18 protein-coding genes are annotated in these 19,149 nt (G+C 50.0%); 8 read left to right on the forward strand and 10 right to left on the reverse strand.

The features are described from left to right. Window positions 1-31: 31 nt before the first annotated feature. From sbcD to FCL42_RS03575, 5 genes are all read left to right on the forward strand, one after another. On the forward strand, window positions 32-1,261 hold the full coding sequence (sbcD, locus tag FCL42_RS03555; protein ID WP_136862013.1) for an exonuclease subunit SbcD: 1,230 nt from the start codon (window positions 32-34) through the stop codon (window positions 1,259-1,261). Next, window positions 1,258-4,962, forward strand: a complete 3,705-nt coding sequence (locus tag FCL42_RS03560; RefSeq protein WP_136862014.1) for an AAA family ATPase — start codon at window positions 1,258-1,260, stop codon at window positions 4,960-4,962. Before sbcD ends, FCL42_RS03560 begins: the two co-directional genes overlap by 4 nt. 25 nt (window positions 4,963-4,987) lie before the next feature. Continuing rightward, the gene (locus FCL42_RS03565; protein WP_136862015.1) at window positions 4,988-5,827 is read left to right on the forward strand and encodes a mechanosensitive ion channel family protein; all 840 of its coding nucleotides are present in this window, start codon (window positions 4,988-4,990) and stop codon (window positions 5,825-5,827) included. A gap of 116 nt (window positions 5,828-5,943) precedes the next feature. Beyond that, window positions 5,944-6,327 carry a DUF2750 domain-containing protein gene (locus FCL42_RS03570; protein WP_136862016.1) on the forward strand — a complete coding sequence of 128 codons (384 nt, stop codon included), beginning with the start codon at window positions 5,944-5,946 and terminating at the stop codon, window positions 6,325-6,327. Between the two features lie 38 nt (window positions 6,328-6,365). Next, a complete protein-coding gene (locus FCL42_RS03575; protein WP_136862017.1) occupies window positions 6,366-6,830 on the forward strand; it encodes a methyltransferase family protein in 465 nt (154 codons plus the stop codon). Window positions 6,831-6,843: 13 nt separating this feature from the next. Here the strand turns inward: FCL42_RS03575 and FCL42_RS03580 are convergent, their stop codons facing one another. The 7 genes from FCL42_RS03580 to FCL42_RS03610 are packed head-to-tail and all read right to left on the reverse strand — an operon-like array spanning window position 6,844 to window position 13,598. After that, window positions 6,844-8,064 (reverse strand): SAM-dependent methyltransferase, encoded by a 1,221-nt coding sequence (locus FCL42_RS03580; protein WP_136862018.1) that lies wholly within the window; start codon window positions 8,062-8,064, stop codon window positions 6,844-6,846. Beyond that, window positions 8,057-8,833, reverse strand: coding sequence for a DUF1365 domain-containing protein (locus FCL42_RS03585; protein ID WP_205729217.1), 777 nt, complete (start codon window positions 8,831-8,833; stop codon window positions 8,057-8,059). Before FCL42_RS03585 ends, FCL42_RS03580 begins: the two co-directional genes overlap by 8 nt. Continuing rightward, window positions 8,830-10,089 (reverse strand): NAD(P)/FAD-dependent oxidoreductase, encoded by a 1,260-nt coding sequence (locus FCL42_RS03590; RefSeq protein WP_136862019.1) that lies wholly within the window; start codon window positions 10,087-10,089, stop codon window positions 8,830-8,832. Before FCL42_RS03590 ends, FCL42_RS03585 begins: the two co-directional genes overlap by 4 nt. After that, window positions 10,086-10,802: an SDR family NAD(P)-dependent oxidoreductase gene (locus tag FCL42_RS03595; protein ID WP_136862020.1), complete on the reverse strand. Its 717-nt coding sequence runs from the start codon at window positions 10,800-10,802 to the stop codon at window positions 10,086-10,088. The genes FCL42_RS03590 and FCL42_RS03595 overlap by 4 nt, the downstream gene beginning before the upstream one ends. Continuing rightward, window positions 10,802-11,245, reverse strand: a complete 444-nt coding sequence (locus FCL42_RS03600; RefSeq protein ID WP_136862021.1) for a nuclear transport factor 2 family protein — start codon at window positions 11,243-11,245, stop codon at window positions 10,802-10,804. Before FCL42_RS03600 ends, FCL42_RS03595 begins: the two co-directional genes overlap by 1 nt. A 3-nt stretch (window positions 11,246-11,248) precedes the next feature. Next, a complete protein-coding gene (phrB, locus tag FCL42_RS03605) occupies window positions 11,249-12,661 on the reverse strand; it encodes a deoxyribodipyrimidine photo-lyase (protein WP_136862022.1) in 1,413 nt (470 codons plus the stop codon). Next, window positions 12,651-13,598 carry a YbgA family protein gene (locus FCL42_RS03610; RefSeq protein WP_136862023.1) on the reverse strand — a complete coding sequence of 316 codons (948 nt, stop codon included), beginning with the start codon at window positions 13,596-13,598 and terminating at the stop codon, window positions 12,651-12,653. Before FCL42_RS03610 ends, phrB begins: the two co-directional genes overlap by 11 nt. A gap of 326 nt (window positions 13,599-13,924) precedes the next feature. Between FCL42_RS03610 and FCL42_RS03615 the strand changes: the two genes are divergently transcribed. Then, complete coding sequence (locus FCL42_RS03615) at window positions 13,925-15,382, forward strand: methyl-accepting chemotaxis protein (RefSeq protein ID WP_169308280.1); 1,458 nt, start codon at window positions 13,925-13,927, stop codon at window positions 15,380-15,382. A 78-nt stretch (window positions 15,383-15,460) separates the two neighbouring features. Further along, complete coding sequence (locus FCL42_RS03620) at window positions 15,461-16,330, forward strand: D-hexose-6-phosphate mutarotase (protein WP_136862025.1); 870 nt, start codon at window positions 15,461-15,463, stop codon at window positions 16,328-16,330. A 134-nt stretch (window positions 16,331-16,464) separates the two neighbouring features. Here the strand turns inward: FCL42_RS03620 and FCL42_RS03625 are convergent, their stop codons facing one another. The 3 genes from FCL42_RS03625 to hemG form a co-directional block, all read right to left on the reverse strand. Then, window positions 16,465-17,118, reverse strand: a complete 654-nt coding sequence (locus FCL42_RS03625; protein WP_136862026.1) for a deoxynucleoside kinase — start codon at window positions 17,116-17,118, stop codon at window positions 16,465-16,467. Window positions 17,119-17,446: 328 nt separating this feature from the next. Further along, entirely contained in the window at window positions 17,447-17,947 is a 501-nt protein-coding gene (locus tag FCL42_RS03630) for a cytochrome b/b6 domain-containing protein (protein WP_136862027.1), read from the reverse strand. Window positions 17,948-17,956: 9 nt separating this feature from the next. Next, window positions 17,957-18,481, reverse strand: coding sequence for a menaquinone-dependent protoporphyrinogen IX dehydrogenase (hemG, locus tag FCL42_RS03635; protein WP_136862028.1), 525 nt, complete (start codon window positions 18,479-18,481; stop codon window positions 17,957-17,959). A gap of 412 nt (window positions 18,482-18,893) precedes the next feature. Here hemG and FCL42_RS03640 point away from each other — a divergent pair, with 412 nt between their 5' ends. Then, window positions 18,894-19,091 carry a hypothetical protein gene (locus FCL42_RS03640; protein WP_136862029.1) on the forward strand — a complete coding sequence of 66 codons (198 nt, stop codon included), beginning with the start codon at window positions 18,894-18,896 and terminating at the stop codon, window positions 19,089-19,091. Window positions 19,092-19,149: the final 58 nt, after the last annotated feature.

Genomic DNA, 19,149 nt, shown 5'->3' on the forward strand with positions numbered 1-19,149 from the left:
CCCTTTCTGATGGCTTTAACATTCTGTTCTGATGCGAATAATTCATACCTCTGACTGGCACCTTGGTCAGCATTTCTATAATAAAAATCGCGGCCGGGAACACGCGGCGTTCTTTGATTGGTTATTGGCTCAGGTGGACAGCCATCAGGTAGATGCGGTGGTCGTTGCCGGCGATGTATTTGATACCGGAACGCCTCCTAGCTACGCTCGGGCGCTGCTTAACAGTCTGGTGGTGGCGATGCAGAAGCTGGGTTGCCAACTGGTGATCTTGGGGGGCAATCACGACTCAGTGGCAACGCTGAACGAAAGCGCCGAACTGATGCAGTGCCTTGGTGCGAGCGTCATAGGCGGTAGCGATACCCCCATTGACGCTCAACTTCTCGAGCTGAGGGAGCGCTCCGGTCAGATAGGCGCACTGCTGTGTGCGGTGCCATTTTTGCGCCCTCGAGACATTCAGCGCAGCCAAGCGGGGCAGAGCGAGGTGGAAAAGCGCCACGATCTGCGTCAAGGGATCTGCGATCACTACCAGAGCTTGTATCAGAAGGCGTGTGAGCGGCGACAGGAGTTGGGTCAGAGTTTGCCGATCATTGGCACCGGCCATCTGACCACCTTAGGTGCCAGTACTTCAGATTCCGTTCGTGACATCTATGTGGGTAATCTGGATGCTTTCGCGACGAATCTGTTTCCCGATTTTGACTATTTGGCACTGGGCCACATCCATCGGCCGCAGAAGGTTAACTCCACTGGAACGGCCCGCTATTGCGGCTCGCCAATCCCGCTGAGTTTTGATGAGCTTGGTAGCGACAAGCAGGTGCTGTTGGTTGAGTTCGAAAATGGTCATCTGTCCAATACCACGCCCCTGATGGTTCCCTGTTTCCAGCCGATGGCGATCATTCGCGGCGATCTGGCGGAAATTGAGCGGCAGCTTGAGGGATATCGAGGTAGCAGCTCAGTGCACTGGCTGTGCGTTGAGGTGCAATCGGACGACTACCTTAATGACCTACAAAGTCGCATCGAAACCCTGGTAAACGACCTGCCTGTGGAGGTGCTGCTACTGAAACGTCAGCGTCAGCAGCGGGCACAACTTGAGCAAGAACAGCGACAAACCCTATCGGAACTGACGGTTTCTGAGGTGTTTGACAAGCGATTACATAGCGAAGGGATCGATGCTGCTGAGGAGCCGCAACGTCATCAGCAGCTCACCACGTTATTCAATCAGGTGGTGGAACAGCTCCACAGCAACGATGAGGTTAACCAATGAAGATCTTAAGCCTCAGAGTACAAAATCTAAATTCCCTAAAAGGGGATTGGAAGATCGATTTCACCCAAGAACCCTTTGCATCAAATGGCCTGTTTGCCATTACCGGCGCAACCGGCGCCGGTAAGACCACCTTGCTCGATGGCATCTGTTTGGCGCTTTACCATCAAACGCCGAGACTATCGGTATCACCGACGCAAAATGAGCTGATGACTCGAGGCTGCGGCGAGTGTTTAGCGGAGGTGGAGTTTGAGGTTAAAGGCGTTGGCTACCGCGCGTTTTGGAGTCAGCGCCGGGCTAGGGGCAGCGCCGATGGTAAACTTCAGCCGCCTACGGTAGAGCTGGCCCGCATCGACAGCGGTGAGATTGTTTGCGACAAGATCAAAGACAAGCTCGACATGGTGGCAAAGCTGACCGGTTTGGATTTTGGCCGCTTTACTAAGTCGATGCTGCTGTCTCAAGGGCAGTTTGCGGCGTTTTTGAATGCCAGTGCCAACGATCGCGCCGAACTGCTTGAGGAGCTGACAGGCTCTGAAATCTACGGCCGCATTTCGCAGCAGGTGTTTGATAACCATAAACAGGCCAAAGTCGAATTGGAGCAGCTTCAGGCCCAGGCCAAAGGGGTTGAGTTATTAGGCGAGGAGGAGCGCGAGCAGCTTCAGGGGCAGCGAGGGAAATTGCAACTCAAAGAGCAGGAGCTTCAGCGCACTCAAACCGGACTTAACGAACTCAAACAGTGGCTGACGAAATCCAATGACTATCAGGCGCAAATTACGGCCGCTGAGCAGGTCCAGCGTGATGCCAAAACGCGTCAACAGCAGCATCAGCCTGAGCTAGAGCGGCTGCAGCGTTCCGAGCCAGCGGAGAGACTTCGTGGACCGTTAATGCAAAGCCAGCAGGCCCAGCTGCGTGTTCAGGAGGTCAGCGGCGAACTGGAAACGCTGGATCACCAAGCCTTGGAGCTCAACAAGTGGCTGCAAGATGCCGATGAGCGTCAAAATCTAGCTCAGCAGCAAAGCATGCAGACTGAAGCTGAGCTAAAGCAGGGGGAGTCGTTGTTTGCTCAGGTGGTGCCCCTGGACCTGAAACTAGAAACAATGGCGGAGCAGACTCAGGCCCACTCGCAAAATCAATCGAAAGCGGACTTGGCGCTAAAGCAAGGGCAACAGCGAGCTAAAGAGCTTGAAACACGCATCAATGACAAAGCTGAAGCACAGCAGCAAAACCACCAGTTTTTAGCGGATCACCAACAAGTCGAGGGCTGGTCAAAACAGGTTGGCCGTTGGCAGGCGCAGCTGACTCAGCGTTATGAACTTGAAAATAAGTCCACGCAGTTAAAGAATAAAATAAAGAATCTGTCTCATATTGATACAGGTGATTCAAAGCCCGATGTTCAAATTGACGCCCTAAAGCAGACTCTGTCTGCACACCAGAAACAGCAACAGCAGCTTCAGAGTGAACGAGACGCTCAACCCGTTGCAACGGATCAGCTTAAGAAAAAGCTCAAGCAGCTACAGGCCGGTCAGGAGGGCAGGCTCAAATTGAGTGCGCTTATGACCGATCACCAGAAATTGGTCGACAAGCTAACGCTTAGCGATGAGCAACTGAAATCCGATGGCGAGGCCATTACAGCGATGGAAACCGAGCTTGCTAACAAACGTGCCGCGTTCAAGCGCGCAGCCAAGGAGTTCAAAGACGTTGATACTCTGCTTGCGCAAGAGAAGACCATTCGCAGTTTAGAACAGGAGCGAGCCAAGCTTCAGCAAGGCGAAGCTTGTCCTTTGTGCGGTGCCACAGAGCACCCTGCCATTGAGCAGTATCAACAGCTTTCGGTGTCAGAAACCGAGCAGCGCCACCTGCGTCTTAGTGAAGAGGTTGAGACGTTAAAAGAGCAGGGCGTGAAACTGGGCGAGGCCCATCGTCACGCACAAGAGAATCTGCAGAAGTTGACCCAGAGCCAGCAGGAACTGAGGGATCAGCAGCAACAGCTTACGCAGCAGTGGCGAGAGCAGTGCCAGCAGCTTCATCTGCCCGATGATGCCGACATCACTGACAATGACCGACTTGATACCTACTTAAGCCGGTGTCAGGCTCAGTTGGCTGATTACACCGAACAGCTCGAGTTGCGAGAAAAACTTGAAGCGGAACTGGCAAAGGTGGCTGAGTCGGTAGCCAGCGTTACCGCCGAGATTCACCACAGCGAACGAGAGCAGCAGCAAAGGCAGTTGCAATTGGCTAAGCAGCAGGCCGAACTTGAAGAGGCGCAGAATGCCAATGTGGCGCTTTTGGCGCAATATCAGAGCCTTAATACGCAACTGCAAAAGGAGCTTGAGCAATCTGGATTGTCGCTCCCTGCTCAAGATGAGTTTGATAGCTGGCAAAACAAGTGCCGAAAGGCGATAGAGGAGTTTCAGCAGGCGCAACAGCGAGGCACTGAGTTGAACCAACAGATGGCTGCGCTGCAAGCGCAGATGGAGGCGGCCACCCAGCAAAACCAACAGCTAGAGCTGGCATACTCGGAAGCAACGCAGCAGCTTGAGCTGCATCAACAGCAAACCCAGCAGATTGCGGCCGAGCGGCAACAACTTTTTGGTGATAAGAAGGTTGATGAGGAGCGTAAGCGGTTAGGTGACAAGGTTGAGCAAGCTAGAGAGCAGCTTAACCAATTGGTCGAGGCCCATAATCTCGCTAAGCAGAAGCTTGGGCAGCATCAAGGTGAGCGAGATCAGTTACTGAAACAAAAATCCGACGCACAGGATCTGGCTAAAAAGTTAAAAAATGAACTGAATGCTCAACTGGCGGCATCAATATTTGGCAGTGTGCCTTTGTTGGAGCAGGCGCTACTCGATGACGATGAGCGTTTGAGCTTAACGAAGTTAAAACAGTCCTTGGATAAAGAGCTCTGGAGCGCTGATGCTGATCTTGATCAAGCGAAAACGCGCTTAACTGCCCATGAGCAAAGCAAACCGGCCAAATTGGAGTCCAGCGATACCCAAGAGTCCCTTGAACTGCAACTAAACCAAGGACTGGAAACCATCAAAGGGCTGCATTCTGAGATGGGTCAGCTCAAACAACAGCTTGATAGCGATCAAGCTCGCCGCGAAGGGTTATCGGATCTGTTGGCGAAGATCGACACTGCCCGTCAGAGCTTCGACGATTGGGCTCACCTCAACGGCCTGATCGGCTCAAAAGAGGGCGACAAATTCCGACGATTTGCTCAAGGACTGACCTTAGATCATTTGGTGTATCTGGCTAATAATCAGCTGAATCGCCTCCACGGCCGATATCAGCTTAAACGCAACTTAAGCAGTGAGCTGTCTCTGGACATTGTTGATACCTGGCAGGGCGATAGTGTACGCGATACTCGCACTCTATCTGGCGGTGAGAGCTTCTTAGTTAGCTTGGCGCTGGCGTTGGCGCTGTCGGATCTGGTCAGCCATAAGACCAGTATCGATTCTCTGTTCCTTGATGAGGGATTTGGTACCTTGGACGGAGAAACCCTAGACACGGCTTTAGATGCTCTGGATGCCCTGAACGCCAGCGGCAAAATGATTGGCGTAATCAGTCACATTGAAGCGATGAAAGAGCGCATTAATGTGCAGATTAAGGTCACGAAAGTGAATGGATTAGGCTACAGTCGTTTAGCAGAGTCCTACCGGTTTATCCCCAAACCGGAGCCTGTTACTGCTCAGGCTGATGCCTAACAAAAAAATGCCCGAAGGAGGAGCGATGGATACTGACGTAATCAGTCAAGAGCTGGCTCAGATGGAGAATGTGTACCGTTTGGTTACAGAATTTCTCGTTACTTACAGCTTTCAGTTACTTGGGGCCATCGTCATCTTCCTTATTGGCGTGTGGCTAGGGGGAAGAATCAGTCGCGCGGTGCTGGGACTGATGCTCAAACATGAGATTGACCAAACGCTGTCGGCCTTTGTGGCAAACATCGTTAAAGTTACCGTTATTGTGCTTATCGCCATCATCGCCCTAGGTAAGTTGGGGATAAGCGTAACCCCTTTAGTGGCCACCATAGGTGCCGCGTCCTTAGGTGCTGGTCTAGCGCTTCAAGGGATGCTGTCGAATTACGCCTCTGGTATCACCATCATCATCACTCGCCCATTTGTCATCGGTAACACCATTTCGGTGCAGGGGGTGAGTGGCGTGGTGACAGAGATTCGCTTGGGGCAGACTTTGCTAACGAATGAAGAGGGGCAGGAGATCAGTATTCCCAACAAACACATTGTTGGTGAGGTGCTGCACAACAGTTTTGAAACTACGCTGGTTGAAACCCAAATCGGTATTGATTACGCCAGCGACCCTGAGCAGGCCATCGCGACGTTGCTAGAGTGTTTATCCAATCAACCTCTCGTGGCCCAAGCCCAGCAATCTCAGGTCGGGGTGTTGGAGTTTGGTGACAGTGCCATCGTTTTAGGGGTCCGGTATTGGGTACCAAGTCGGCAGCTCTATCAAGCTCGATTTGATGTTAATTTGGCTCTATTTCAAGCCTTAAAACAGCAAGATATCGTGATTCCGTATCCTCGCCGTCAGGTGGAGATGCTAAAGAGTGATTAACCTCTGGGGTCGGCGCAGTAGCAAAGTCATACAAATTGAATTTATGCACTAGGGCGCCCTGACTATTTAAGGTATAGTCTCGCGCCAACTCCAGAGGAAAGACGAGAGGTAGCCCCATGAGTGATGCCATACCCCATAAAGAGATCGATGCCATGAACGCGGAGGAGCGCCTGCAATACCTGCTCAAAACCGCGGCACAAACTCGCAAGTTGTGGCTACTTATCGATGAGTACGGTTCGGTGATGTTCAATACCGATGACGAAGAAGGGGTACCGGTTTGGCCTCACGAAGAGCTGGCATTGGCCTGGGCCACCGATGAGTGGAAACATTGCCGAGCGGAAGCGATCTCAACCGCAAAGTGGCATAGCCGCTGGACCCGTGGTTTAGAGGATGATCAATTGGCCGTGATTGCGTTTCCACACGGACAGGAAGAGGGGGTGGTTTTATTCCCTGAAGAATTTGACTTTGAGCTGTCACGAAAGGAAAATAAAGCACGTTAAGTTATTAATTAACTGTTGTTTTTTAGGCAAGGATCGCCGTGAAAAATTTGGAACTCAAAATTCCCCCTGTGGCAGTGCTGCTTGCGACTGCCGCTGTCATGTTTTTAGTGTCAAAACTCCATTTGTGTGGTTTTGGTATCAACGCCATCATTCGTTTCGAGATAACCGGGTTGCTGGGCTTTATCGCCGTAGTCGTGCTTGGCTTATCAGTGGTGGCGTTTCGTGAATACCGCACCACAGTCAACCCCATGCATCCAGAAAACACCCGCCACCTGGTGACGGTAGGGATCTTCCGTTATAGCCGTAATCCGATGTATTTGGCGATGGTGATGCTGCTGTTGGCGTGGGCCTGCTACTTGAACGAGGTGTTAAACCTAGGCCTGGTGGCGCTGTTTATTATGTTCATTCAGCGGTTTCAGATTCTACCTGAGGAGCGGATGTTGGAAGGGCATTTTGGCGACGAGTTCGGCAACTACTTTCGCCGAACGCGCCGTTGGCTGTAACTCAGACTAGGAATCAGCCGCGATAATCGGGACGGTTAGCAACAACTTGAACCGTTCCGATCTGCCGCTCAAGAAACGCACCTTGGCAGTAATCAAAGTAGAACTGCCACATGCGGATAAAGTCTTCCCCGTATCCCAAACTTCTCACTTGAGTCAGGGCGTCGCAGAATCGTTGTTGCCAGGCTTTTAGGGTATGGGCGTAGTGCAATCCAATGTCTTCTAAGTGTTCCATCACCATGTCAGTATCCTTGGCGATGTGATGGCCTAGCCGTTCGATGGAGGGTAGGCAACCACCAGGGAAGATGTATCGCTGGATGAAGTCAACGCTGTTGACATAGCGGCTGTAGCGCTGATCGGCGATGGTGATCGCCTGAATTAGCATGCGACCTGAAGGTTTGAGCAATCGGGTGCACTGCTGGAAAAACTGAGAAAAGTATCTGTGGCCCACCGCCTCAATCATCTCGATGGAGACCAGCTTGTCGAACTGACCAGTCAGATCGCGATAGTCCTGCTTGAGAAGGGTGATCTGTTCCCCTAAGCCTTCCTCCTCAATCCGCTTTTTCGCGTAGTCATGCTGGGCATCAGAAATGGTCGTGGTGGTAACCTTAACCCCATAGTGTTTCGCCGCATAGACCGCGAGGGCGCCCCAGCCAGTGCCGATCTCCACTAAATGTTCACCGGGCTGTAGGCGAAGCTTATCGCAGATGAGTGCCATCTTGTGTAGCTGTGCCTGCTCTAAGCTGCTGTCCCAGTGAGGGAACACCGCGCTGGAATAGAGCATCTGTTTATCAAGAAAGGTTTCATAAAGCGGGTTACCCAGATCGTAGTGGGCGACAATATTGCGCTTAGAGCCTTTCTTGCTGTTGTGATTGATGCGATGTCCTATCCAAGATGGGATCTTGGTCAGCCAACTGATTTTGGACTCGAGTTTCTCAATCAAGCTTAAATTCTTACAAAACAACTGAATCAATGCCACGCGATTGGGGCTTGACCAGTGGCCTTTGATGAACGCCTCGCCGGCGCCGATGGAGCCTCCCATGACGATTTGACGATAGGCGCTAGGGTGGTGAATGGTTAAGGTGGCGTGAATCCCTTCAGGGGTGCCAAATGTCTGTTGACCACCGTCGACCAAGGTTAAACTGCCGTGTTTCAATTGACCAAGCAGTGCGGTAAGGGTGCGCTTGGCAACTGAGTCCAAGCCTTTTGTCGGTGTGGTAACAAGAGCATTATCCATGGCTGGACTCCGATTCCTTTTTAGGGTGAGTATGTAGCGGAACAGATTTAACGAAGAGCTTTAACGCTTGCCAATAGATCTTGGCAACTACGCCCCAAGTCATGGCTGGAAACTGGCGCAACGTACGTTTTAGCGTCTGTGAGGACATGGGCGTATGTTGCATGGTGATTCCTGCGGTAAAAATCCTGTTCTGATCTCGGTTTTCAATGGTCAATGTGAGTCCATCACAGGGCTCTGCAATGCGCCAGTGATAGCGCATTGCCAAAGACATGAACGGTGATACGTGAAAATCCTTGTTACAGACCACCTCTCTTTGACCATTTTTTTGGTAGCTCAGTAGGTAATAGTGTCTCTCGTTCCAGGGGGTGTTGCTGACTTCCGCCAACAGATAGATAAGATTGCCGCTACGATTGTAGCAGTAGTAGAGATTCAGAGGGCTAAAATAGAATCCGAGGCAGCGCCCTTGACCGACAAAGCGTACTTTGCCTTGGTCATCGCTCGACATCTCTCCGCCTAGGGCGTTGACCTTGTCCCAAACGGCTTTGGCGCGAAGTCCTTGTCCCTCTAGGTAATCTTGGTGCCTTAATTGAATCAGAGACCGGCGTTCAACCCTCAACCAAGGGCCGAAATCTGCGCTGTCCAATTGGTCAAGATCGATGGACAGCGCGTACATGGGATAAGCAAATTTGTGAATCTTGGGCTGATATCGGTGGTGATGAACCTTACCGATGTAGATCCCATGACCACTTATGGGCTGCGTGACACTCACAGAGTCACCCCAAAGCGTTTGCACACATCAAGGGCGCTGCGAACGCCATCTTCGTGAAAGCCGTTGTACCAATAGGCGCCACAAAAATGGGTATGGTTTTGACCGCAGATCTCATCCCGCTGTGCCTGTGCCTGCATGGCTGGCAGAGTGAATTGAGGATGGGCGTAGGTAAACCGTTCGATGACCTTACTGTCATCGATTCGATCGCTTTGATTCAGCGTAACAATGAAATCCGGTGCGTGATCAGCAAAACCCTGCAATATGTTCATGTTGTAGCTAACCTGCGCCGCTTTATCCTGCTCTTGGGTGAGGCGGTAGTTCCACGCCGCCCACGCTTTGCGGCGAGTGGGCATTAGGCTGGTATCGCGATGCAAGACCACGTCATTGTCTTTGTAGGTAATTTTCGACAGCAGCTCTTGCTCAAGTGGCTCCGCATCGGCAAGCAGTTTTAGCGCTTGATCGCTGTGACAGGCGAAGATCACTTCATCGAACTGCTGCTGGTTGCCGTTATCGTCGGTAATCAGCACCCCTTCCTTGTTACGGCTTACGGATTGGATCGGCGTCGCCAATCGAATTTTGTCTTTGAAGCTCTTGGTGAGGGGCTCGATGTACTGTTTCGATCCTCCTTCGATGACATACCACTGGGGCCGGTCTGTGATGTTAAGCAAGCCGTGGTGATTGAAAAACCGTATGAAGAACGCCACGGGAAACTCGTGCATCTCACTGATGCTGGCGGACCAGATGGCTGCACCCATGGGCAACAGATATTGTTCGCTGAACGATTGCTTAAAGCCATGTTCTGCGAGGAAGTGACCAAGAGTGAGCTGTGTGTCTAAGTCGTCCTTGTGGGCTAGACCTTTGCACAACTTGTTAAAGCGAACGATCTCAAATATCAGCTTCCAGAAGGAGGGCTTAATTAAGTTACTACGCTGAGCGAACAGGGTATCCAGATTATGGCCATTGTATTCCAGTCCAGAGTTTGGGCATTGGACAGAAAAGCTCATCTCTGTGGGTTTGCTAGGCACTTGAAGCTGAGCCATGAGGCGACGAAAGTTGGGGTAGGTGCGATCGTTAAATACAATAAACCCGGTATCCACCTGCCAGTGTTGATGTTTGTCCTGCACCTTGAACGTGTGAGTGTGTCCACCTAAGCGGTCTCTCGCTTCGAAAAGGGTGATGTCGTGCTTTTGATTCAGCAGGTGGCCGCAGGTCAGGCCGGAGATGCCACTTCCAATGATGGCGATTTTTTTTGTCATAACTTCATTCCTTTGAGCGCAATCGCGTTCCAAATCGAGCGAGGCAAGCAGGCAAGCGCGTACAAGCTGTAGCTAAAGAGCGATGGAAAGTGGATGTGATGCTTGCCCTTTGCCAATCCTTCAATGATGCAGCGACTGGCCTTTTCAACACTGACCAGCATCGGCATCGGGAAGGTATTCTTGTCGGTTAATGGTGTTTTTACAAAACCGGGAGAGATCAGTGATACCTGAATATTTTGGGGTTTGAGGGTGATGCTTAAAGTGTGGGCAAGGTAATCGATGGCCGCCTTACTGGCGCCGTAGGCCTCAGCTCTGGGTAGGGGCAGAGCGGTGGACATTGACCCCATGAGCGCCAGTTGGCCTCCAGAACTTAGGCTGGGCAACAGTGCCTGTAAGCAGTAGCCCACGGCAACCAAATTGGTTTGAATTACCCGCTCAAACAGAGCGCCATCAAACTGGCTGGCATCATTGATGTACTCGCATACGCCGGCATTCAGAATGACCAGATCCAGATTGGGAATCCCACTTAACTTGTCCGCGATGGCGTTGTTATCATTGATGTCCAGCTCACGGGTGTCCATGCCTAAGGAGTTTAGCTCCGCCAGCACTTGTGGATTGCGGCCACAGGCGATGATGTCGTGGCCTGCGGCGAGGTAATCCTTAGCCAGTTGAAGCCCAATTCCTGAGGTCGCGCCGGTGATGAGTACCTTCATTACTGACCAACCTTGCTGTTGATATAGCGGATGGCTGAACCCAGCATGGGCAGATGTTGGTAGAGCATCTGTCCACTGTCGAAATAATCCCGGTGGTAATGAATTTTATGGGCGAATCTTAAGTGAGTGTGCCCCGATACCTCAATGGGCTCGCCCCGGTTGAGCTTGGGGTGTTCCAGCAGCATGGTCCAATACAAAAACGCTTCGTTGCTAAGCTCTACTTGATGATGTATCTCAAACTGAATGCTCTTTACGTTGGCATAGAGATTTTCAAAATAGGTGGTCAGGGAGTTAAGGCCCGAGATGTGGTGTAGGGGATCGATAAACTCGACATCGTTATCATACAAACTCCCCAACTCGGTGATGTTTGATCGGTTTAGTCGAGCATAGAGATCAACAAACTGATTGCACAGGCTGGTTTGTGTGGCTGCGGTTAGGCTCATGGCTCACCCCTTCTTCAGCACGGAGAAAACATCAAGGGCGCGGGCTCTGCTTTCTTTTAGATCAACAATCGGAGCCGGATAGTCAGCAGGGCGACACTCGTCGCTAGGGTTATGAATCATTTTATCGTCCAGGTGGTTGAGTTCTGGAATAAATCTACGAATGAACCTGCCCAACGGATCGAAGTTTTTACTCTGAGTAACGGGGTTAAAAATTCGAAAATAGGGCTGGGCGTCGCACCCTGTGCTAGCACTCCATTGCCAACCACCATTGTTGGCTGCCAGATCCCAATCCACAAGGTGTTGCTGAAAGAATCGTTCCCCTAAGCGCCAGTCGATAAGCAGGTTTTTGGTTAGGAAACTGGCGGTAACCATCCGAAGCCGGTTGTGCATCCAGCCGGTTTCCGTCAACTGCCTCATGGCCGCATCCACTAGAGGGTATCCGGTTTTGCCCTGGCACCAGGCCTCGAACGCTGACTGGTCGTCGCGCCATTGGATACGGTCGCCAAGTTCATTGAAGTTGTGATGCATCGAAAGCTTGGGAAACAACACCAACAGATGGCGATAAAACTCTCGCCAAATAAGCTCATTGACCCAGGTGAATGGGCCGTTTTTCGCTGGTTCAAGTGCATTAGGGTAGCGCTGCAGGAGTTGGTGCAAACACTGTTTAGGGGAGATGACCCCAAGCGCTAGATAGGGAGACAAACCACTGGTGGCATTAAGATCCGGGCGATCCCGATCTTGGTGATAAGACTCGGCTTTGTTATGGATAAAGTGCTGCAGCAATTGGTGTGCCTTTCGTTCCGACGCCTGCCAACCTGGTAGGGCGCCTTGAGGGTAATCTATGCACCAGTTGCCAGCCTCTGCGACCAAGGCAGGACCTTGAGGTTTAGGATTGGGCAGAGGAATAAGTTGTTGGGCATCCACAAAGTCTAACCAGCGCCGCTTGAAAGGAGTGAAGACTCGATAAACTTGCTGCTGCTGGGTTCGCACCGTTCCCGGCTCTAAAATGCAATGGCCGCCGTAAAGCGTGAGTGGTAATCCTTGATTTTGAAGGTGCTGATCTCGCCGGCGTTCGTCTATCTCAGCTTCGCTGTGGGCGTGAATCTGTCTGATCTGATGGTCATTGCAGTACTGCGTTAGCCGGTGCTCAATATCACTGAATTGATGGCAATGGATGACTTCAAGTGGGATGCCTAGTTCGGCCAGTTGCTGGCCTAGACTGGTTACGGCCTGTTGAATAAAACTTGCTTGGTTCGCGCCAACACCGTGAGTTTGCCACTGGCCTGGAGTGGCAATGTACAGAGCCCGAACCGGGCCTTTACTACACGCGGCGCTTAGGGGCGCGTGGTCAGCCACGCGCAGATCTTTTCTAAACCAAACCAGCTGTTTACTGGATGCGGAGGAATCAGTGCTCATAACGCAGTTGCATCTCCTCAGGGTGAGGGTTCAGATACACCTGCTTTAGCAAATAGTCATTTGGATACAGAGTCAGGTAGTGTTTTAGTAGTGCAATGGGGGCTAGCAGAGGCAATTTACCGACCCGATAGCTGTCGATGCAGTTGGCCATAGACTGACGCTCGTCACTGGATAGCTGTTTTTTTAGGTAGCCTTGGATGTGCTGAAGAACGTTGGAGTGCGCTTTGCGTGTCGCATGCTGTTTCAGCGCGCCCATGAAACCGCTGATGTATTGCTCAGCGATCTGTTCGATGGGATCGGTAGAGCTGCCCAGCAGAGATCCCAATTCTCGGTAGCGTTGGGGACAGTGGGCCATCAACAGGTATTTGTGTTTTCCGTGATAGTTAAACAGCGCGTCTTTTGTTACCCCAGCTTCCATTAGCTGATGCCATTGATGGTAGGCAAATATCCGCGTTACGAAGTTCTCGCGCAGATTGTGATCGTTTAAGCGGCCATTCTCCTCGATGGGAAGATTAGGGTGCACCTCCATTAACCGTTGGGTGAACACACCGATTCCTTCGCGGGTGGCGTTGTTGGTGCCTGCTTTGTAGACGCTCACGCGCTCCATGCCGCAGGTTGGCGATTTTGCGCACACAATATAGCCACTCAAATGGCCCAGTTTTGGGGTGATTTGATTTGAGAATTCTCGCAACGCCTTCGTGTGGTCTTGCTTGTAATCTGAGGTTTGTACCTTAATCTCGCCGTCGTTAACTAGGCGAATGGTGGGGCGAGGAGTGCCTAATCCCACTGCCACTTCTGGGCAGATGGGGGTGTATTCAACGTACTTACTTAACTCGTCGGTACAGAAACGCTGCTGCTTGTGGCCGCCGTCAAAACGAACTTTCTCTCCCAGCAGGCACGCGCTGATACCAATACGTATGGATTTATCCTTGGCCATGGTCTCGCTCCAAAAAACATGTTTGACGATCCTTCTACGATCTCCGAGGCGAATCGGATCACATTGCTATTCATAATAGACCATTGTTTTTATTAGGTAAGTTGTTCTGGCGCAAAGGAATGCGAGGCCAACCAAGTTTTTTAAGCGGAGTTGACGACTATTTGTGCTTAACCACGCAATAAGCCGTATTCAGTCAGAGATTTAGTTCTAAAAGATGATGATGATCAAACAGTTATTAATAAGATTCAAATAGAGTAATTGCTCTGTTTTGTTCAGGTTTCGTATAATCTGGCGATGGATTTCCCAACCTACTAATGGACTGCTCTATGAATGTCATCCTATTGATACGTAATTGGTTTTGCCCATATTACCTTGACTTAGAGCCGCAAGTTCAGCGGCGCACCAATACTGCTTTGTTCTTTTTGATGTTGTCATTGGCCGCTGGTGCTTACTCTTTTTGTAAGTGGCAAGCTGCAGAGCACATCTATCTGATTGAAAGCTCGATGTTCTTGATGGTGATGGAGTTAACTGGCGCCTTGGTGCTTAAATTTACCCGCTCGATTCGGTGGGCATTAAACTTTGGCTTTGTCGGTATGATGGTGAACTGCTTTAACTTGATCTATCAGACTGGTGGGTTTGTGGTGTCGTCGCAAACCCTATGGATAGCGGTGCTGTTTATTTCGTTTTATCTCACCGCTACACTTTTGAGCGCGTTCATCTGGTCCGGTTTTACCTTAGCGTTAACCATATTGATGGCCTACGGGCACACCACTGGCTACCCCTATCCGAACCTACCTGATGTGGGAAATCAGGTGGTTGTCGAAGCTTATACCGGTGCCATTGTGCCATCGCTTATCATTTGCGCAGGCCTTTGGTTCCTCATCAACATGAGAGACGATGCCCTAAGCAGTGCCAGCAAAATGCAGCACGATGCTGAGCAGCATGCTCTAAGTGCCGAGCAAGGCGCTAAAACCCTCTCTGGTGTGTTAACTCAGGTGGAGCATGGAGCTTCGGAGCTGTCAGACGTATCTAATATCTTGTCGGCGCAATCTACCCAACTGGGTTCCAACGTAAATTTGTTGAATCAGAGCTGTGAAGGGCAGTCGTCTGCGTCAGAGCAGATCACTCAGCAGCTGCATCAATTTACCATGGAGATGGATACCGTTGCTCAAGCACTGAATCAATTGGCTGACGACAGTACGGTGATCGACAATAAAGCGCAAAGCAGCTCCGTGAGCTTGAGTGCTACCCATGAAGCGATTACTAAAATTGCTGAAACCAACAAACAGATCACCACAGTGGCGGCGATGATCACCTCTGTGGCAGAGCAAACCAACTTACTGGCACTGAATGCCGCTATAGAGGCTGCCCGAGCCGGTGAGCAGGGAAGAGGGTTTGCTGTGGTTGCGGAGCAGGTTCGGGAACTGTCTAAAAAGAGTAATGATGCCGCCGGAGAGATTCGAACCATCCTTCAGCAAAGTCATCAGGAGATCGTCAATGGCGAAGAGTTAATGGACAAAACTCACACGGAATTGACTGACATCATTAAACAGATTAATGACATTCAAGGGCAAACCGGTTCAATTAACCGAATTGTGGTGCGTCAGTCTGAAGTGATTCAAGAGTTGCATGCCGCCAGTGAAGAGTTCAGTGAGGGAACCAGTAATACGGCGGGGATCAGTCAGGAAGTGGCGCAACTTGGCGGTGAACTGACCGCACAAGCGACCAAGGTTAAAGAGATGGTCATGATGCTTGATAGTGCCCTTGAAGGCTCCAAAGCGTAGAAAATAATAATTTCATAATGGGATTATTAAGTTAATCAGACTATTCTCAGGGCAACGAGCGTTGTTGTGAGGCAGTCGATGACCCATTGGAAAAAACTGGTTAACTCAGTAGAGATTGAGACGGGAGTCTATCAAGGTAACCTAGATACTGGCTTACCTGTGGTGTTCGCCAAAACAGAACACGGTGAGTTGTGGATCAGCCTGTTTGGTGGTCAAGTGTTGAGCTATATACCCAAGGATGGGTTAGAGCGCTTTTGGTTAAGTCAAAATAGTAAATTGGATCAAATCGCCCCCATAAGAGGCGGGGTTCCCATCTGTTGGCCTTGGTTTGGTGCCAGAGAGGGGGGACCCAATCACGGCTTCGCCAGAACCGCTTCATGGAAGCTAGATCAAGTCAAAGTGGGTATCACCAGCACCAGAATCACGTTGGTGCTGTCCGATGAGGTTTTCCGCCCTAGTTATTGGCCTGAAGGTTATGAACTGCAGCTCGATGTAGAGTTGGGCCAGCAACTAACGCTAACCCTAACCTGTCACAACTGCGGCTTGAGCCCTTGGTCGTTCTCGGCGGCACTGCACAGTTACTTTAGAGTCGACAATACCACCGAGACCATGATTTGTGGTGCTGGAACCAGATACCACGATAAACTGATAGGGCAGACCAGTATCGGGCAAGCTCAGTTTGCTCCTGTTCCTCCCCTAGACCGAATCTATACTCACCCCGATGACACCATAGAGATTAAAGTGAACCAAGCTTGTTCTTGGAATCTAGAGCAACAGGGGCATGATGCGTCGGTGATTTGGCATCCTGGCCCAAAAATGCCTTCGGATATGAGCCAAATGGATGCCGATCAAATGCTGTGCGTTGAAACCGCGGCCTTGGGCGCGCAGCAGTCCGGAATCATCTTGGTTCCTGGCGAGGCCTACCAATTAATTCAGAGAATCAGATAAAAAAAACCACCCTGAACTAGGGTGGTTAATCTTACTCTGGGAAGGGTCGATTCAGTATCGACCCATTCACTACAGCACGCCTGACTAGAATATTCATTCTAAGTGAACAAATTTAGCGAGCCTAGTTGTCTTATTTAGTGGTGGCTGATGCTTTCGCAGATCTCAATCACCTCTTTAGCGAGGTTCTGATCACAGCCAAAATGTGTCCAGTCAACGGTCAGCAACTGCGTGTTATAACGTTCACAGATGTGCGGCAGGAAGGTGTCGTGACAATCCGAAATCAGCTTAATGTAGCTCTTAGGAGTGCCTGCTTCTGCATCACGGGCGCGGGACAGCATGCGTTGGTAGGAGATCTCTGGATCCGACTTTAGGTATACCACGGCGCTGACCTGAGGGTAGTCGGTCAGTTTGTCCTGAATGTCGTAGTAGTAATCCAAGTCTTTGCCATCTGGGCGACACGCTTCTGCCAAGTTGGCCTGGCAGAACACCAAGTCTGAAAACAGGGAGCGTTCGATGATGTAGTTATAACCCGGTTCCAAATCCTGACAGGTTTCAGCACGCTTATTGGTGATGTAGCGCTGGAAGTTGATGCGCTGAGATGGATCGTTGGTAAACGCCTTAAGTAAACGGCGGAACTCAGGGTCGGTATCCACCTCTTCGATGATCAAACGCCATGGCTTACTATCAAGATCGGTTAACTTGCTTGCCAGCTTAGGCAATAAGGTTGACTTACCAACGCCAATGTTTCCTTCGATGGCGATAAGTTTAAAATCTTGAGATTTGGTCACGGTGTTTGACTCCTGTGTTTTTGAGGGGGGCGATAATACCAAAATGTGGGCGTTTTAAAATGGTTGATATCGCATATATTGTGGTTTTTTTTAACTTAAGTAGTTGACAGGGTCTTAGTTGTTGAGAGAGCGATAAAATTTCATACAGCCCAAACTATGGTGTTTTGTGACTGGCTATCCGTTTGAAACTAGTGAATATTATTATTGTGTAATTTTTGAACGGTTGTTTGCTGCTGGCAGGAGATGACGCACTGAAACGAAGTTAAGGTGAGGTTTTGGGAGCTTCGAAGGGCTTGTCGTATCAAGCCCTTAAAAAGTGTTAAATATTCTACTTCATGATCTCTAAAAGGTGACTTACCGACGCCACCGCATGCAGGATTAAGAAGTAAACCAGCAAGCTGGCACAGTGGATATGAACAGCGCGCAATTCCATCGCCATTGAGGAGCCCATCGTTAACCACCACAGTAAGCCCGTCACTGATACCATAAGCATCAACACCAAACCGAGGCTCTCAATAAAGGTTAATAACCCAGGAGTTCCTGCTGCAGGGAGCTGTCTTTTACTCAGGCCAACGAGATCTCGCCAAACCGGTTTTAGTCCCTGTAACCATGGCGAGGCATACAGTCGCCACTGCCCCTGCTGGCAGCATCGATACACGAACATTAGGCATAACACGGCGGTTAATGTACCAAGAATGAGATGCTGATATTCCCAGAAGCCTGCCCGGCTAGAGATTCGATTAGCTAGAGTGAGTTTGTCGCCAGTTGCTACTAACCAAATTGTCAGTGCCGCGACTAACAGATGTAAACGCTCGAATAGGGTGGACATAGGGGTTCCTTAAAACTCACTCACTTTGACAGCAAAGCGCGAGACTTTATCCCAGTCGGTGTACTCGATACAGGCATCGGCGTTGGTAGGCCCTTTGGTGATGGTCATGATTAAGCGGATGATGTGTTTATCAAAGAAGTTGTAGCGTTTGTAATCAACCATGCCGCCAAATACTTCCGAAAACTGAGGAACCCATTTAATGCGCTTAAGAAATGCCTGAAAGTAAGGGTTGGTATCAGGGCTGTCTTTGCCTGGCTTACGGCCAACGAGGCTAACCGAAAAGAACCCTGAGGGTAGGGTTTCCAGCAATTGTTGATGTTGGCGGATAAACTTGAACACTTTATGGGAATGTTTGCCGTGCTTGATGCTTGCGCCAATGAGAATTTTGTCGCATGTAGGCAGTGTCGCCTTGGAGTCTGCGATGTTGTAGAGGGTGACCTGTTCTCCTTTCTCTTCTAGGATCTCTTGGATCCGCCGACAAATTTTAAGAGTTTGTCCTTTGTCGGTACTGTAAGCGATTAGGGTTTGAGTCATTCGTGCTCCAAAGCTATCTCATAATGAGGATGGCTCAATGATACCTAAACCACGCCAATGAAGACCATGAGGCGGATCACCCATTGTGTGTCTTACTGATTAAAGATACACCACTTGATCACCCCAAGCGTTAGTTTGCCTCATGACGCCATGATTTGTATAAAATTCGAACAGTCGGTGTGGTGCTCATGAAAATAAGGACGTTATCGCACTTGGCAAAGTTAAATCCTCGGAAAGAAACATGCGCTTATATAGGCTTTTGGATTTATATTGTGATCGTATCCTAAGACTGTGCTAGACTTCGGTTTGAATGTGCGTCCCATCGCGTGAAAATACTTCGGATTGAGATTGAAAATAAAAATACTCACGTGTTTGTAAATCTGAATCATTCATATATTTAATAGAAGTAAATATGAGAATTACATTAGAACAATTAAGTGAAGTTGAGCTGGATTTTCTCTATAAGCTTAGAAAAGCTAGAACCTTAGATACCCTTGAACTCATGACAGAGCGCCTAGAGCGAGAAGCAAAAACCAGCTCTGAAGAGGCCTCTATTTGCCGAGCATTCGATGTGCGTGAGTCTGAAATCGAAATGGGTAAATACGTATAAATAGGTAAAGAGTTTATTCTTCTACCGTATCGCTTTGAACAGATTTCTAAATGGGATT

It is taken from the genome of Ferrimonas aestuarii (assembly GCF_005116665.1).
Classification (GTDB): domain Bacteria; phylum Pseudomonadota; class Gammaproteobacteria; order Enterobacterales; family Shewanellaceae; genus Ferrimonas; species Ferrimonas aestuarii.